The sequence below is a fragment of the Burkholderia multivorans ATCC BAA-247 genome (assembly GCF_000959525.1).
In the GTDB taxonomy this organism is placed as follows: Bacteria; Pseudomonadota; Gammaproteobacteria; order Burkholderiales; family Burkholderiaceae; genus Burkholderia; species Burkholderia multivorans.
The window spans coordinates 2797095-2810410 of sequence record NZ_CP009832.1 but is presented as its reverse complement, the minus strand read 5'-3'; the positions used below and the strand labels follow the sequence as shown (position 1 = coordinate 2810410).

Here is a 13316-nt window from a genome sequence, read left to right as displayed (position 1 = left end):
ACACATGAGCGACAAGCAAATCCGACTGTCCGTGCAGGGCGTGAACAAGCGCTTCGGCGGGCTGCAGGCACTGTCCGACGTCGGGCTGCAGATCCGCGAAGGCGAGATCTACGGGCTGATCGGCCCGAACGGCGCCGGCAAGACGACGTTCTTCAACGTGATCACGGGCCTCTACACGCCGGACTCCGGCGAGTTCAAGCTCGACGGCCAGAACTACACGCCGACGGCCGTGCACCAGGTCGCGAAGGCCGGCATCGCGCGCACGTTCCAGAACATCCGCCTGTTCGGCGGGATGACCGCGCTCGAGAACGTGATGGTGGGCCGCCACGTGCGCACCAAGCACGGGCTGCTCGGCGCGGTGTTCCAGACGCCGGCCGAACGCCAGGAAGAGCGCGAGATCAAGGAACGCGCGATCGAGCTGCTCGAATACGTCGGCGTGCTGCAGTATGCCGACTACACCGCGCGCAACCTGTCGTACGGCCACCAGCGCCGGCTCGAGATCGCACGCGCGCTCGCGACCGATCCGAAGCTGCTCGCGCTCGACGAGCCGGCGGCCGGGATGAACGCGACCGAGAAGGTCGAACTCACGCGTCTGCTCGACAAGATCCGCGCGGACGGCCGCACGATCCTGCTGATCGAGCACGACGTGAAGCTCGTAATGGGCCTGTGCAACCGGATGACGGTGCTCGATTACGGCAAGGTGATCGCCGAGGGTCTGCCGCAGGACGTGCAGAAGAATCCGAAGGTGATTGAGGCATATCTCGGCGCAGGGGTGCACTGATGGCAGCGGCAATGTTGAAAATCAAGGGCTTGCAGGTCAACTACGGCGGCATTCAGGCCGTCAAGGGCGTTGACATGGAAGTCCGTCAGGGCGAGCTCGTGACGCTGATCGGCGCGAACGGCGCAGGCAAGACCACGACGATGAAGGCCATCACGGGGCTGAAGCCGTACTCGGCGGGCGACATCGAATACGACGGCAAGTCGATCAAGGGCGTGCCGCCGCACGAGCTGCTCAAGCGCGGCCTCGCGATGGTGCCGGAAGGCCGCGGGATCTTCGCCCGGATGTCGATCGTCGAGAACATGCAGATGGGCGCGTATCTGCGCAGCGACAAGGAGCAGATCAAGAAGGACGTCGAGCGGATGTTCGGCTTCTTCCCGCGTTTGAAGGAGCGCGCGTCGCAGCTCGCGGGCACGCTGTCGGGCGGCGAGCAGCAGATGCTCGCGATGGCGCGCGCGATTCTCTCCAAGCCGAAGCTGCTGCTGCTCGACGAGCCGTCGATGGGGCTGTCACCGATCATGGTCGAGAAGATCTTCGAAGTCGTGCGCGAGATCTCGAAGGAGGGCATCACGGTGCTGCTCGTCGAACAGAACGCGCGCCTCGCGCTGCAGGCGGCCGATCGTGGCTACGTGATGGATTCGGGCACGGTCACGATGGAAGGCGACGCGAAGCAGATGCTCGACGATCCGAAGGTGCGCGCCGCGTATCTGGGCGAATGAGCGAACACGTGGACGCGGCCGCCAGGCCGCGCCATGCGAGGGCTTTCGAAAGGCTGTCGCGCGATGTCGTGACGGCCTTTTTTCATGTCGGGTGCCCGGCATCGAACTGTGTGCGCGATTCCGACTCCATTCGACGATCGTGCCGCGCATGCGGCACGGCAGGCGGCGCGCGGCTGTCGGCAAGCCGACACGCGCAGCGCGTAGCATGATGAGCCCCTCGGCGCATGGAGAGCACGCATGAGTCTCGATTACGGTTTCGTGAAGGCGAAGGTGAAAGCCGTCGCAAGACTGAAAGGTTCACCGCACGGCGGCGAGACGCAGTATCACGTCCACCTGACGCTGGCCGTGCCGGGCGGCGACTGGGACGTCGCGATCAACGTCGGCACCAACGACGCGGACGATTTGCTGTATTACAAGCTCGTCTACGATTTCCATCATCCGGTCACGCAGACGCTCGCGGCCGCGCCGGAAGGCTATACCGATCTCACCGGGCAAAGCGCGCTGCCGGCGCTCGACTATCTGCGCAGCGACATCCTGAACGAAACGGGCACGTGGCGCGCGAGCGCGGTGATGGACGGCACCGAGCATCCCGAGCCGATCCCGTCGCTACTGCGGCTCGTGAACGCCGCGCAGGCGGGGCAGTTCGACGTGGTCGTGTTCGGCCGCACGTATGCGCAGGGCAACGGGATACACGACACGCACATGAACCAGGGCTCGACGGGCCCGAACTACCTGCACCGCGCAGGCAACGACCATAACGATCACAACGACGTCTGGCAGGACGGCGCGCTGATCGTGCGCGTGAGCGATACGCAGTGGGCCGCCTATTTCGCCGCGTTCGAAAAGCAGGCCGTGCCGACCGACGCGCTCGGCAACCCGCTGCCGGACGCCGGGCCGATCACGCGCTGACGCGACGCTGCCGGCCGTCGCGTCAGGCCGCTGGCAGCGTCTTGCCGAACGAGATGCGCTCTTCGACGCGATAGCCGAGCGCCGCGTAGAAGCGGCATGCGTCGTCGTTGCCGGGCAGCACCTGCAGATTGATCTTCGGGCAGCCGAGCGCGGCGAGCGCACGCTCGGCATGCGCGATCAGCGCGCGGCCGACGCCGAGCCGCCGCACGTCGTTGGCGACGCCGAACGAATAGAGCCAGCCGCGATGGCCGTCGAAGCCGGCCATCAGCGTGCCGACGACGCGCGTGCCGCAGACCGCGACGAAGAACAGCTCCGGCTGCGTCGCGAGCTTCAGCTCGATCGAGCGCTGCGGATCGCGGTGCGGCGGAGCGCCGGCCGCATCGTAATGCGGAAACGCGTCGCGCCACACCGCGAGCACGGCATCGGTGTCGGCGCGTTCGAACGGGCGGATAACGACGGCATCGGCGGCGGCATCCATCGGCGGGTTCTCCTCAGAGCGTGTCGAGCACCGACCGCAGCATCGCCATCATCTGGTCGATTTCCTCGGTGGTCACGTTCAGCGCGGGCATGAAGCGCAGCAGGTTCGGGCGCGCGGCGTTCAGCAGCAGCCCGTCGGGCTGCATGTCGCGCGCCTTCTCGACGATCTGCGGGCCGATGTCCTTGCCGAGCAGCAGCGCGCGCAGCAGCCCTTCGCCGCGTTCGCCTTCGAAGCCGCGCTCCTCCGACAGCTCGAGCAGCGTGCGCTTCAGGTATTCGCCGCGCGCACGCACGCCCTCGAGGAAGCCCGGCGCGACCAGTTGCGAGATAACCGAATGGCCGACCGCCGTCATCAGCGGATTGCCGTTGTACGTGCCGCCCTGATCGCCGGCTTCGAATACCGCGACGTCGGCCTTCGACAGCAGCGCGCCGAGCGGCACGCCGCCGCCGATGCCCTTGGCGAGCGTCATGATGTCCGGCTCGATGCCCGACAGCTCGTAGGCGAACAGCGTGCCCGCGCGACCGCACCCGCTTTGCACTTCGTCGACGATCAAGAGCAGGTTGTGCTGGCGCGTCAGCTCGCGCAGCGCGCGCATGAACTCGCGCGTCGCCGGAATCACGCCGCCTTCGCCCTGGATCGGTTCGAGCATCACCGCGACCGTCTTCTCGTTGATCAGCTTCTCGACCGACTCGATGTTGTTCAGCTCGGCCTTCGGGAAGCCCGGCACCTGCGGCGCGTACAGCGTGTCCCAGCCCGGTTTGCCGCTCGCCGACATCGTCGCGAGCGTGCGGCCGTGGAAGCTGTGATCGAACGTGATGATCTCGTACGCGCCGTTGCGGAACTTGCGGCCCCACTTGCGCGCGAGCTTGATCGCGCCTTCGTTCGCTTCGGCGCCGCTGTTCGTGAAGAACACCTTATCGAACACGCTGTGCTGCGTGAGCAGATCGGCAAGCTTCGCCATCGGCTCGTTGTAGAACGCCGGCGACGGATTCAGCAGCTTCTCGGCCTGCGACTTCAGCGCTTCGACGATCCCTTCGTTGCAGTGCCCGAGGCTGTTGACGGCCCAGCCCTGGATGAAGTCGAGATAGCGCTTGCCCGTGTGATCGTAGAGCCAGGACCCCTTGCCGTGCGTAAACACGATGTCGGGGCGGTTCGTGATGTACATCAGCGAGTCGATCGGGTAATCGTTCAGGGGCATGGCAGCAGACTCCGGCGGACGTGGAAACGGAAACGGGCAATAAAAAAGCCACGGAATGCCGTGGCTGGTGGATCGAACAGCTTGTGCGTAACCGGTGAAGCGGGGCGGGTTACGCGCGAGTCCGTGACGAGCCGGCGGCATCCGGGCGGAGCGGCGAGCGGCGACGTCGGAGAGCGGACAGGAAGCGGTTCATGTGCGCAAGCATAAGGCATCCCGCGCCCGACTGTAAACCGCCGCGATGCCACGCGTGTGACATCGCGACGCGCAGCGGCGCGGGCCGGCGCCGGACTCAGACCGGATGCGCGAGATCGGCGGCGCTCGTGAACGAGTCCGCGTAGAACTCGTCGGCGGGCAGGCCGTGGTGCTGCGTGAAGTCGCGCTGCGCGGACTCGACCATCACCGGCGCGCCGCACGCGTAGACCTGGTAGCCCGACAGGTCGGGCAGATCTTCGATCACCGCGCGGTGCACGAAGCCGGTGCGGCCCGTCCACTGATCGGCGTCGTCCGGCTCGGACAGCACGGGCACGTACTTGAAGTTCGGGATCTCGCGCGCCCACTGCTCGGCGAGCTCGCCGAGATAGATGTCCTTCTTGCGGCGTGCGCCCCAGTAGAGCGTCATCGGCCGCGTGATGCCGGTGTGCTTCACGTGCTCGATGATCGCCTTGATCGGCGCGAAGCCCGTGCCCGATGCGAGCAGCACGATCGGCTTGTCGGAGTCTTCGCGCAGGAAGAACGTGCCGAGCGGGCCTTCGAAGCGCAGGATGTCGCGCTCCTTCATCGCGCCGAACACGTGATCGGTGAACTTGCCGCCCGGCATGTGGCGGATGTGCAGCTCGACCGGGCCTTCCTCGTGCGGCGCATTGGCCATCGAGTAGCTGCGGCGCGAACCGTCCTTCAGGATGAATTCGATGTACTGGCCCGCGAGATACTGCAGACGCTCGTTCGCCGGAAGCTGCAGCTTCACGACCATCACGTCGTCGGCCTTGCGTTCGAGCGCGGCGACGCGGCACGGCAGCTTCTTGACCTGCACGCCGTCGACGCCCGCGATCTCGCGCACGTCGATCTCGAGATCGCATTGCGCCGTCGCGCAGCAGAGCAGCGCGAGGCCGCGCGTGCGCTCGTCGTTCGACAGCGCCGACGCGGCATGCGGGCCCTGTTCGATCTGCCCCGACACGATCTGCCCCTTGCAGGAGCCGCACGCGCCGTTCTTGCAGCCGTACGGCAGATGGACGTTCTGGCGCAGCGCGGCCGCCAGCACGGTTTCGTCCGACTCGACCTGGAATTGCCGGCCGCTTTGCTTGAGAGTGACGTTGAATGCCATAGAACCAACTAGAACAAAATGTGGGGACCGTGCATGTCGCACACGGCAGCTACAATGCAAATCCGTTGCGCGCCGCGCAACGGTGGCTACTGATCTCGCAACCAACATGATCGCGACTCGAATCCTGCGCCGGCCGCGCGTGCTGGTCGTCGGCTGCGGCGACGTCGGCCTGCGGTGCGTCGCGCAATGGCGCGCCACGCGCCGCGACCTGCGGATCGTCGCGCTGACGAGCCATCCGGCCCGCCGCGACGCGCTGCGCGCGGCCGGCGCGACGCCGATCGTCGGCGACCTCGACCGGCCGCGGACGCTGCGCCGGCTCCGCGGTCTCGCACGGACGATCCTGCACCTCGCGCCGCCGCAGCCCGACGGCCGCGACGATCGGCGCACGCGCGCGCTCGTCGCCGCATTGACCATGCCTGCGCGGCGGCGCCTGCCGCAGCCCGCGACGGGGCGGCTACGCCGGCTGCGCGCCGCGCAAGGCCCGCTGCAGGCGCCCGCGCGCAAAGCGCGTATTGTACCCGACGGCCTTCGCGCGCCGCGGCTCGTGTACGCGAGCACGACCGGCGTTTACGGCGATTGCGGCGGCGCGCGCATCGACGAAACGCAGCCGCTGCGCCCGGCGAATCCCCGCGCGTTCCGGCGCGTGTCGGCCGAGCGGCAACTGCGTGCGGCGACGGTGCGCGGCGTGCTGCTTGCATCGATCGTGCGGATTCCGGGCATCTACGCGGCGAACCGGCTGCCGCTCGCGCGGCTCGAACGCGGAACGCCCGCGCTCGAGCCCGCCGACGACGTCTACACGAACCACGTCCACGCCGACGATCTCGCGGCGATCCTGCGCCGCACGGCACAGCGCGGCCGGCCCGCGCGCGTCGTGCACGCGTCGGACGACAGCGAACTGCGAATGGGGGAGTATTTCGACCGCGTCGCGCACGCGTTCGGCCTGCCGCCGCCGCCGCGGATCAGTCGTGCGGACGCCGAGCGGCAGCTCGAACCGACGCTGCTGTCGTTCATGCGCGAGTCGCGGCGCCTGTCCAATGCGCGGCTCAAGGCCGAATTGTGCGTGAGCTTGCGCTATCCGACCGTAGACGATTTCCTTCAAACGCTGGCGCCGCGCGGCGCCTCACGTGAGCGCGGGTAGCGCCTCGATCAGCAGGAAGCACATCAGCGCGCCGAGCAGCGCACCGATCAGGTTCGGGTGGTAACGGTGCTTCGCGCGCATCGCGGCCAGCAATCCGCCGATTGCGACGGCGCCAAGGATCGCGAACGCGATCATCACGTATGACTGAGTGGTTTGCATGACGTCTCCCCTGCATCGCTGCTCGTACAGCTTGTGATTTCAGTATAGCGGGGGATCCGCCGCGCACGGTGGGGCGCAAGGGCGAACGGTCGTGCGGATTTTCCCTTACAGGGTTTTGACGGGATTGCGCAGCGCGGCGAGCTCGGCTTGGCCCAGCCAGCGCCATGCGCCGGGCGCGAGGTCGGCGGGCAGCGCGAGGCCGCCGACGCTTTCGCGGTGCAGCGCTTCCACGCGGTTGCTGGCCGCCGCGACCATGCGCTTCACCTGATGATATTTGCCTTCGAGGACGGTCAGCGCGAGCGTATGCGGATCGCGCGCGTCGGCGGCGACCGCCGCGACCGGCTTCGGCTCGCCGTGCAGCTGCACGCCGCCGCGCAGCGCGTCGAGCTGCGCGGCATCGAGCGCGTGGCGCACGGTCGCGACGTAGGTTTTCGGCACCTTGCGCTTCGGCGACGTGTACGCGTGCACGAACTGCCCGTCGTCGGAGAGCAGCAGCAGCCCGGTCGTGTCCTGGTCGAGCCGGCCGACGCACTGCACGCCGCGCGCGACCAGCGGCGCGGGCAGCAGGCTGAACACGCTCGGATGATGCTGCGGATCGCGCGAGCATTCGTAGCCCGCCGGCTTGTTCAGCACGACGTACGCGCGCGCATGGAACGGCCACGGCGTGCCGTCCACGGTGAAGACGAGGCCGTCGGTGTCGAGTTCGGCGTCCGGGTCGGTCGCCGGCGCGCCGCCGATCGCGACGCGGCCCGCTTCGATCAGCCCGCGGCACTGGCGGCGCGAGCCGAAGCCCTGCGTGTAGAGAATGCTTTCGAGATCCATAGCGGGCGCATTCTATCAAGCGGCACGCGCGCACCGGCATGAAGCCGTGCGCGCTGGTAAGCTGCGCATCACGTTCGTTCACTCCCGACCGAGAATCCATGCGTTTCGATCCCCGTCTGCTCGGCCGCCGCGCGGCCGCCGTCCTGTTTGCCGCAACCGTTTCCTCGGCTGCGTTCGCGCACGCGCACGTCGCGAAAAGCGATCCGGCCGCCAATGCCGTGCTTGCCGCCGCGCCGGCCGCCGTGACGATCGACTTCACCGAAACGCTCGAACCGGCGTTCAGCTCGATCGTCGTCGTCGACGGCGGCGGCAAGACGGTGTCGGACGGGCGTGCCCGCGTCGATGCGGGCGACCGCAAGCGGATGACCGTGCCGCTGAGCGCACTCGGCGCCGGCGCGTACACGGTGAAATGGGTCGCCGTCGCGACCGACGGACACCGCACGCAGGGAAGCTACGCTTTCAGCGTGAAATAGGAAGCGCGCGGCGCACCGCCGCGTTCGCCATCGTCTCGTCCGACCCGGAGGCTCGCATGAACCCGACGACGCTCGATGCACTTGCCGATTTCCCCCGTCTGCTCGAAGCCCACTTCGCGGCCGTGCCGGACGGCTATGCGCGCTGGACGCCGGACGACTGGACCGGCATCCCGAGCGAACGCTTCTCGCCGCTCGGCCAGCTGTGCCATGTGCGCGACATCGAGATCGACGGCTATCACGTGCGGCTGCGGCGCATGCTCGACGAAGACCGGCCGCTGCTCGTGTCGGTCGACGGCGATGCGCTCGCGATCGAGCGGCGCTACGACGCCGCGTACGCATCGGAGGTGCTCGCGACGTTTCGCGACGCGCGCCGCACGACGCTCGAGATCGTGTCGCGTCTCACGCCGGAGCAGTTCGCGCGCACGGGCGAATTCGAAGGCTACGGCCCGCTCACCGTACGCGGGCTGCTGCATTACCTGTGCAGCCACGATCAGCAGCATCTCGCGGGCATGCAATGGCTGCTCGGCAAGATCGACGCGCAGCGTCACGCGCGCTGAGCGCAACGCCGTTTTTCCGCGCCGGTCGGTGCGATCGCGCACCGTTCGGCGCCGCCGCCGGCCGCCTGCTGCGATTGGGCGGCTTTTCTGGATAATCCATCCAGCCGCGGCCGGCTGACCGCGGCGGCGCGCATGCCTAAACTCGGAGCTTCTTCAACCGGAAAGGAGTCAACCGTGGCCACTCACACGCTCGCAGACAAGGTCGTCCTGATCGCAGGCGGCGCGAAGAACCTCGGCGGCCTGATCGCGCGGGATCTCGCGAGCCACGGCGCAAAGGCCGTGGCGATTCACTACAACAGCGCGGCGACGCGCGCGCAGGCCGACGAGACGGCCGCCGCGCTGCGCGCCGCCGGTGCGCAGGCCGACACGTTCCAGGCCGACCTGACGACGGCCGCCGCGGTCGCGAAGCTCTTCGACGACGTGAAGCAGCGCTTCGGCAAGATCGACATCGCGATCAACACGGTGGGCAAGGTGCTGAAGAAGCCGATCGTCGAGATCGACGAGGCCGAGTACGACGAGATGTTCGCCGTGAACAGCAAGTCGGCGTTCTTCTTCATCAAGGAAGCCGGCCGGCATCTCGAGGATCACGGCAAGCTCGTCACGCTCGTCACGTCGCTGCTCGGCGCGTTCACGCCGTTCTATGCGGCGTACGAAGGATCGAAGGCGCCCGTCGAGCACTTCACGCGTGCGGCCGCGAAGGAATACGGCGCGCGCGGGATCTCGGTGACGGCCGTCGGTCCCGGCCCGATGGATACGCCGTTCTTCTATCCGGCCGAAGGCGCCGATGCGGTCGCGTATCACAAGACGGCGGCCGCGCTGTCGCCGTTCAGCAAGACGGGGCTGACCGACATCGAGGACGTCGTGCCGTTCATCCGCCATCTCGTGACGGACGGCTGGTGGATCACGGGCCAGACGATCCTGATCAACGGCGGCTATACGACGAAGTAAGCGACGAAGTACGCGCCGGATACCGCGCGGCCGCGCCATACTGGGCGGTTTGCGTGGACAATCGAGAGGCGTGCGGGCATGCCCGCGCGCCTTTTTTCGTTTTCGGCGCCGGCGGCGCACGCAGCCACATGGACAAGCTCGATCAGGTCAGGATCTTCCTTCAGGTTGCCGAGATGGGCAGCTTCATCAAGGCGGCGCACGCGCTCGACGTGCCGCGCGCGACGGTGTCGGCGGCCGTCCAGCAGCTCGAGGCGGCGCTCGGCACGCGGCTGCTGCATCGCACGACGCGCCAGGTGCAGCTGACCGCCGACGGCACGGTGCTGCTCGAGCGCGGCCGGCGCCTGCTGGCCGAAGCCGACGAACTCGACCGGCTGTTCCGGCGCCGCGACCGCGACGTGATCGGCCGGCTGAACGTCGACGTGCCGAGCCGGATCGCGCGCCGCGTGATCGCGCCCGCCCTGCCGGCGCTGTTTCGCCGCCATCCGAAGCTGCAGCTGTCGCTCGGCTCGACCGACCGGTCGATCGATCTCGTGCAGGAGGGCGTCGACTGCGCGATTCGCGTCGGGCGGCTCGCGGACAGCAGCCTCGTCGTGCGCCCGCTCGGGCAGTTCGCGCTGATCAACTGCGCAAGCCCCGACTATCTGCGCGAGCACGGCGTGCCCGAGCACCCCGACGCGCTCGCGCACGGACACTGGGCGATCGGCTATGCATCGCCGACGACGGGGCGCGAGGTCGATTGGGAGTACGGTACGGACGCGGGCCGGCACACGCTGACGCTGCCGAGCCGCGTCGTCGTGAACAACGCGGAAACGTATATCGCGAGCTGCATCGCCGGGATGGGGCTGATCCAGATCCCGCGTTTCGACGTCGCGCATCTGCTCGAGAGCGGCTCGCTCGTCGAAGTGATGCGCGCGCATCGACCCGCGCCGATGGATGTCTCGGCCGTGTATCCGCATCGCCGCCATCGGTCGCGGCGGCTCAACGCGTTCGTCGAGTGGTTCGGCGAATTGATGGCCGATGCGCTGACGGAGCGTGTCGCCGACGCGGATCGCGACTGACGGCGCGGTACGGCACGATCCGGCGCAATACGACACGCGACGCGATGCCCGCGGCAACACGCGCACCGCATCACGCCATTCAGCGCGGCATGGCCGCGAACTGCCGCGTGCGACCGGTGTCCCGCACCGCATCGATCAGCGCCGCACCGACGCCGTTCGGTTTCGACGCGAATGCGTAAAACCGCGCGGCCGGCAACGCGGGCAGGCCGTCCGCCGGCCCGCATGTGCGCAGTCCGGCGCGCAGCTGGCTGCGTGCGAGTGCCGTGACCGCGAAGCCCGCGAGCGCGGCCGACACGCAGCCCGCCATGCTGCCGCTTTCGAACAGCACGCGAAACGGGCGCAGCGACGCGGCGAGCGCCGACACGGCCGCGTCGCGATACACGCACGGCTCGGGGAACAACGCGAGCGGCACTTCGCGGTCGCGATCGAGCGTCGCGTCGGCCGCGAACGCCCATTCGAGCGGCTCTTCCCACAGCAGTTCGCCGGCCGCCTCGACCTGCCGGCACTGCTTGCCGAACACGACGTCGAGCCGGCCGAGCGCCTGCTCGCGCAGCAGCGACGCCGTGATCCCGACCTTCAGTTCGATCGACGCATACGGATCGCGATCGCGAAACGCGCGCAGCACCTGCGGCAGCCACGCGGCTGCGAAGTCCTCGGACGCGCCGACGCGCAGCCGCCCGTGTGCGGGCGCGCCGCGCAGGCGCGCGCGCACCTCGCGCTCCATGTCGACGATGTTGCGCGCATACGCGTACAGCGTGTCGCCGGCCGGCGTGAGCGCGATCCGCCGCGTGGTGCGTGCGAGCAGCACGGTACCGGCCGCCTGTTCGAGCCGCTTGATGTGGCCGCTGACCGCGGACGGCGTCAGCGCAAGCCGTTCGGCGGCCGGCGCGAAGCCGCGGCTGTCGACGACTTCGAGAAAGGTGCGCAGCAGCGCAATGTCGAGCGACGTCGACGCGGGATCGGTCAGCGGTTCCATCGGCCAATTCAACATGAAATGTGATGAGTGATCGATGATACTCCGTGAATCGTGACGAAATGCGGGCTTACCATCGAACGATCCGATCGACGGGGGCACACGATGACTGCCTACGCCCATGCGACCACTGCGTCGCTCGACATCGCCTATCTCGAATGGAATCCGCGCGGCCAACGTGCGGCCGTGCTGCTGCATGGCTGGCCGGACAGCGCCGTCGGCTGGACGCCGGTCGCCGAAGCGCTCGCCGCGCGCGGCTATCGCGTGCTCGCGCCCGCACTGCGCGGTTTTGCGCCGACGCGGTTTCGCGATGCGTCGGTGCCGCGCAGCGGGCAGCTCGCCGCGCTCGGCCGCGACGTGCTCGAGTTCGCCGATGCGCTCGGTATCGAGCGGCCGGTGCTGGTCGGGCACGACTGGGGCGCGCGGGCGGCCGCCAACGCGTGCGGGCTGCGCGACGGCGCCGCCTCGCATCTCGTGATGCTGTCGGTTGGATACGGTACCAACGATCCGCACCAGCCGCTGTCGCTGCAGCAGGCGCGCAACTACTGGTACCACTGGTTCCTCGCGACGGCCCGCGGCGAGCAGGCGCTGCGCGACGATCGCCGCGCGTTCGCGCGCCTGATGTGGGATACGTGGTCGCCGCCCGGCTGGTATCGGCCCGACGAGTTCGACGCGGCCGCCGTCGCATTCGACGGACCGGACTGGATCGACGTCGTGCTGCACTCGTACCGGCATCGCTGGGGCTTCGTGCCCGGCACGCCGTCCTATGCGGACGACGACGCGCGGCTGAATCCGGCGCCCGTGCTGTCGGTGCCGACGCTCGTTCTGCATGGCGGCGCGGATACGTGCAATCACCCGGACAGCTCGGCGGGGCGCGAGCGGTTCTTCAGCAGTCGCTACGAGCGGCAGCTGCTCGACGGCGTCGGGCATTTTCCGCAGCGCGAGGCGCCCGCGGCCGTCGGGGATGCGATCCTCGCGTTCTGCGCGCAGCGTTGACGCGCCGCGATCAGCACATCCCGCCGTTCGCGCGCAGGATCTGACCGTTGATCCACGCACCGTCCGGGCCGGCGAGGAAGGCGACGACGCCCGCGATGTCGCCGGGCTGGCCGATCCGTTCGAGCGGATTCATCTTGGCGAGCCGCTCGATCTGCTCCGGGCCTTTGCCGCGCAGGAACAGCTCGGTCGCGACCGGCCCCGGCGCGACGGCGTTCACGCGAATCGCGCGCCCGCGCATCTCCTGCGCGAGCACCTGCGTGAGGCTTTCGACGGCCGCCTTGCTCGCGACGTAGACGCCGTAGGTCGGCAGGCGCGTGCCGATCACGCTCGTCGACAGATTCACGATGCGGCCGCCGTCGCGCACGCGCTTCGCCGCCTCGCGGCATACGTTGAACGTGCCTTTCAGGTTGATCGCGATCGTCTCGTCGAATGTGGCGTCGTCGAAGTCGGCGATCGGCGCGAGCTTCATCACGCCGGCGCTGTTGACGACGACGTCGATCCCGCCGAACGCGCGCGTCGCTGCGTCGAACAGTGCGGCAACCGCGTTCGCGTCCGCGACGTCGGCCTGCACGGCGAGCGCCTGGCCGCCGGCCGCCGCGATCGCGTCGACCACCTCGCGTGCGGCGTCGCCGTTGCCCGCGTAGTTGACGACGACCTTGAATCCGTCGGCCGCGAGACGGCGCGCGATTTCCGCGCCGATTCCGCGCGACGAGCCCGTGACGACGGCGACCTGGTCCGATGTGTTCATGTCCTGCTCCTTGTTCGTGAATGCCGGCGTGGCCGGCGACA

Annotated in this window: 16 protein-coding genes; 9 read left to right on the top strand and 7 right to left on the bottom strand. The window is 68.6% G+C overall.

The window, feature by feature from the left end; all coding sequences use genetic code 11:
* The first annotated feature begins 4 nt into the window (after positions 1 to 4).
* The 3 genes from NP80_RS25545 to NP80_RS25535 all read left to right on the top strand — a co-directional run bounded on the left by NP80_RS25545 (position 5) and on the right by NP80_RS25535 (position 2406).
* The gene (locus NP80_RS25545; RefSeq protein ID WP_006398552.1) at positions 5 to 781 is read left to right on the top strand and encodes an ABC transporter ATP-binding protein; all 777 of its coding nucleotides are present in this window, start codon (positions 5 to 7) and stop codon (positions 779 to 781) included.
* Positions 781 to 1497, top strand: a complete 717-nt coding sequence (locus tag NP80_RS25540) for an ABC transporter ATP-binding protein (RefSeq protein ID WP_012212865.1) — start codon at positions 781 to 783, stop codon at positions 1495 to 1497. The genes NP80_RS25545 and NP80_RS25540 overlap by 1 nt, the downstream gene beginning before the upstream one ends.
* 237 nt (positions 1498 to 1734) lie before the next feature.
* Positions 1735 to 2406 carry a DUF2278 family protein gene (locus NP80_RS25535; protein ID WP_006405870.1) on the top strand — a complete coding sequence of 224 codons (672 nt, stop codon included), beginning with the start codon at positions 1735 to 1737 and terminating at the stop codon, positions 2404 to 2406.
* 22 nt (positions 2407 to 2428) lie between these two features.
* Here NP80_RS25535 and NP80_RS25530 read toward each other — a convergent pair whose 3' ends face one another.
* The 3 genes from NP80_RS25530 to NP80_RS25520 form a co-directional block, all read right to left on the bottom strand.
* Entirely contained in the window at positions 2429 to 2884 is a 456-nt protein-coding gene (locus NP80_RS25530; protein ID WP_006405869.1) for a GNAT family acetyltransferase, read from the bottom strand.
* 13 nt (positions 2885 to 2897) lie between these two features.
* On the bottom strand, positions 2898 to 4082 hold the full coding sequence (locus tag NP80_RS25525; protein ID WP_006405868.1) for an acetylornithine transaminase: 1185 nt from the start codon (positions 4080 to 4082) through the stop codon (positions 2898 to 2900).
* 289 nt (positions 4083 to 4371) lie between these two features.
* Positions 4372 to 5403 carry a CDP-6-deoxy-delta-3,4-glucoseen reductase gene (locus NP80_RS25520; protein ID WP_006405867.1) on the bottom strand — a complete coding sequence of 344 codons (1032 nt, stop codon included), beginning with the start codon at positions 5401 to 5403 and terminating at the stop codon, positions 4372 to 4374.
* Between the two features lie 106 nt (positions 5404 to 5509).
* Between NP80_RS25520 and NP80_RS25515 the strand changes: the two genes are divergently transcribed.
* The gene (locus NP80_RS25515; RefSeq protein WP_006405866.1) at positions 5510 to 6541 is read left to right on the top strand and encodes an NAD-dependent epimerase/dehydratase family protein; all 1032 of its coding nucleotides are present in this window, start codon (positions 5510 to 5512) and stop codon (positions 6539 to 6541) included.
* Here the strand turns inward: NP80_RS25515 and NP80_RS31485 are convergent.
* Positions 6524 to 6700, bottom strand: a complete 177-nt coding sequence (locus tag NP80_RS31485; protein ID WP_035488641.1) for a hypothetical protein — start codon at positions 6698 to 6700, stop codon at positions 6524 to 6526. The genes NP80_RS25515 and NP80_RS31485 overlap by 18 nt on opposite strands.
* Positions 6701 to 6805: 105 nt before the next feature.
* Complete coding sequence (locus tag NP80_RS25505) at positions 6806 to 7522, bottom strand: pseudouridine synthase (RefSeq protein ID WP_006405864.1); 717 nt, start codon at positions 7520 to 7522, stop codon at positions 6806 to 6808.
* A 98-nt stretch (positions 7523 to 7620) separates the two neighbouring features.
* Between NP80_RS25505 and copC the strand changes: the two genes are divergently transcribed.
* The 4 genes from copC to NP80_RS25485 all read left to right on the top strand — a co-directional run bounded on the left by copC (position 7621) and on the right by NP80_RS25485 (position 10558).
* Positions 7621 to 7995 (top strand): copper homeostasis periplasmic binding protein CopC, encoded by a 375-nt coding sequence (copC, locus tag NP80_RS25500; RefSeq protein WP_006405863.1) that lies wholly within the window; start codon positions 7621 to 7623, stop codon positions 7993 to 7995.
* Between the two features lie 56 nt (positions 7996 to 8051).
* Positions 8052 to 8552, top strand: coding sequence for a DinB family protein (locus NP80_RS25495; RefSeq protein ID WP_006405862.1), 501 nt, complete (start codon positions 8052 to 8054; stop codon positions 8550 to 8552).
* 174 nt (positions 8553 to 8726) lie between these two features.
* The gene (locus NP80_RS25490) at positions 8727 to 9500 is read left to right on the top strand and encodes an SDR family oxidoreductase (protein WP_006405860.1); all 774 of its coding nucleotides are present in this window, start codon (positions 8727 to 8729) and stop codon (positions 9498 to 9500) included.
* A gap of 128 nt (positions 9501 to 9628) precedes the next feature.
* Positions 9629 to 10558: a LysR family transcriptional regulator gene (locus tag NP80_RS25485; protein WP_006405858.1), complete on the top strand. Its 930-nt coding sequence runs from the start codon at positions 9629 to 9631 to the stop codon at positions 10556 to 10558.
* Between the two features lie 79 nt (positions 10559 to 10637).
* Here NP80_RS25485 and NP80_RS25480 read toward each other — a convergent pair whose 3' ends face one another.
* On the bottom strand, positions 10638 to 11534 hold the full coding sequence (locus NP80_RS25480; RefSeq protein ID WP_006405857.1) for a LysR family transcriptional regulator: 897 nt from the start codon (positions 11532 to 11534) through the stop codon (positions 10638 to 10640).
* A gap of 102 nt (positions 11535 to 11636) precedes the next feature.
* Between NP80_RS25480 and NP80_RS25475 the strand changes: the two genes are divergently transcribed.
* On the top strand, positions 11637 to 12527 hold the full coding sequence (locus NP80_RS25475; RefSeq protein ID WP_006405856.1) for an alpha/beta fold hydrolase: 891 nt from the start codon (positions 11637 to 11639) through the stop codon (positions 12525 to 12527).
* A 10-nt stretch (positions 12528 to 12537) separates the two neighbouring features.
* Here NP80_RS25475 and NP80_RS25470 read toward each other — a convergent pair whose 3' ends face one another.
* On the bottom strand, positions 12538 to 13275 hold the full coding sequence (locus tag NP80_RS25470; RefSeq protein WP_035488725.1) for an SDR family oxidoreductase: 738 nt from the start codon (positions 13273 to 13275) through the stop codon (positions 12538 to 12540).
* Positions 13276 to 13316: the final 41 nt, after the last annotated feature.

Excerpts from the sequence above, each read along its gene's own strand:
- NP80_RS25545 (WP_006398552.1), top strand. The coding sequence starts at position 5 with ATGAGCGACAAGCAAATCCGACTGTCCGTGCAGGGCGTGAACAAGCGC.
- NP80_RS25540 (WP_012212865.1), top strand. The coding sequence starts at position 781 with ATGGCAGCGGCAATGTTGAAAATCAAGGGCTTGCAGGTCAACTACGGC.
- NP80_RS25535 (WP_006405870.1), top strand. The coding sequence starts at position 1,735 with ATGAGTCTCGATTACGGTTTCGTGAAGGCGAAGGTGAAAGCCGTCGCA.
- NP80_RS25530 (WP_006405869.1), bottom strand. The coding sequence starts at position 2,884 with ATGGATGCCGCCGCCGATGCCGTCGTTATCCGCCCGTTCGAACGCGCC.
- NP80_RS25525 (WP_006405868.1), bottom strand. The coding sequence starts at position 4,082 with ATGCCCCTGAACGATTACCCGATCGACTCGCTGATGTACATCACGAAC.
- NP80_RS25520 (WP_006405867.1), bottom strand. The coding sequence starts at position 5,403 with ATGGCATTCAACGTCACTCTCAAGCAAAGCGGCCGGCAATTCCAGGTC.
- NP80_RS25515 (WP_006405866.1), top strand. The coding sequence starts at position 5,510 with ATGATCGCGACTCGAATCCTGCGCCGGCCGCGCGTGCTGGTCGTCGGC.
- NP80_RS31485 (WP_035488641.1), bottom strand. The coding sequence starts at position 6,700 with ATGCAAACCACTCAGTCATACGTGATGATCGCGTTCGCGATCCTTGGC.
- NP80_RS25505 (WP_006405864.1), bottom strand. The coding sequence starts at position 7,522 with ATGGATCTCGAAAGCATTCTCTACACGCAGGGCTTCGGCTCGCGCCGC.
- copC (WP_006405863.1), top strand. The coding sequence starts at position 7,621 with ATGCGTTTCGATCCCCGTCTGCTCGGCCGCCGCGCGGCCGCCGTCCTG.
- NP80_RS25495 (WP_006405862.1), top strand. The coding sequence starts at position 8,052 with ATGAACCCGACGACGCTCGATGCACTTGCCGATTTCCCCCGTCTGCTC.
- NP80_RS25485 (WP_006405858.1), top strand. The coding sequence starts at position 9,629 with ATGGACAAGCTCGATCAGGTCAGGATCTTCCTTCAGGTTGCCGAGATG.
- NP80_RS25480 (WP_006405857.1), bottom strand. The coding sequence starts at position 11,534 with ATGGAACCGCTGACCGATCCCGCGTCGACGTCGCTCGACATTGCGCTG.
- NP80_RS25475 (WP_006405856.1), top strand. The coding sequence starts at position 11,637 with ATGACTGCCTACGCCCATGCGACCACTGCGTCGCTCGACATCGCCTAT.
- NP80_RS25470 (WP_035488725.1), bottom strand. The coding sequence starts at position 13,275 with ATGAACACATCGGACCAGGTCGCCGTCGTCACGGGCTCGTCGCGCGGA.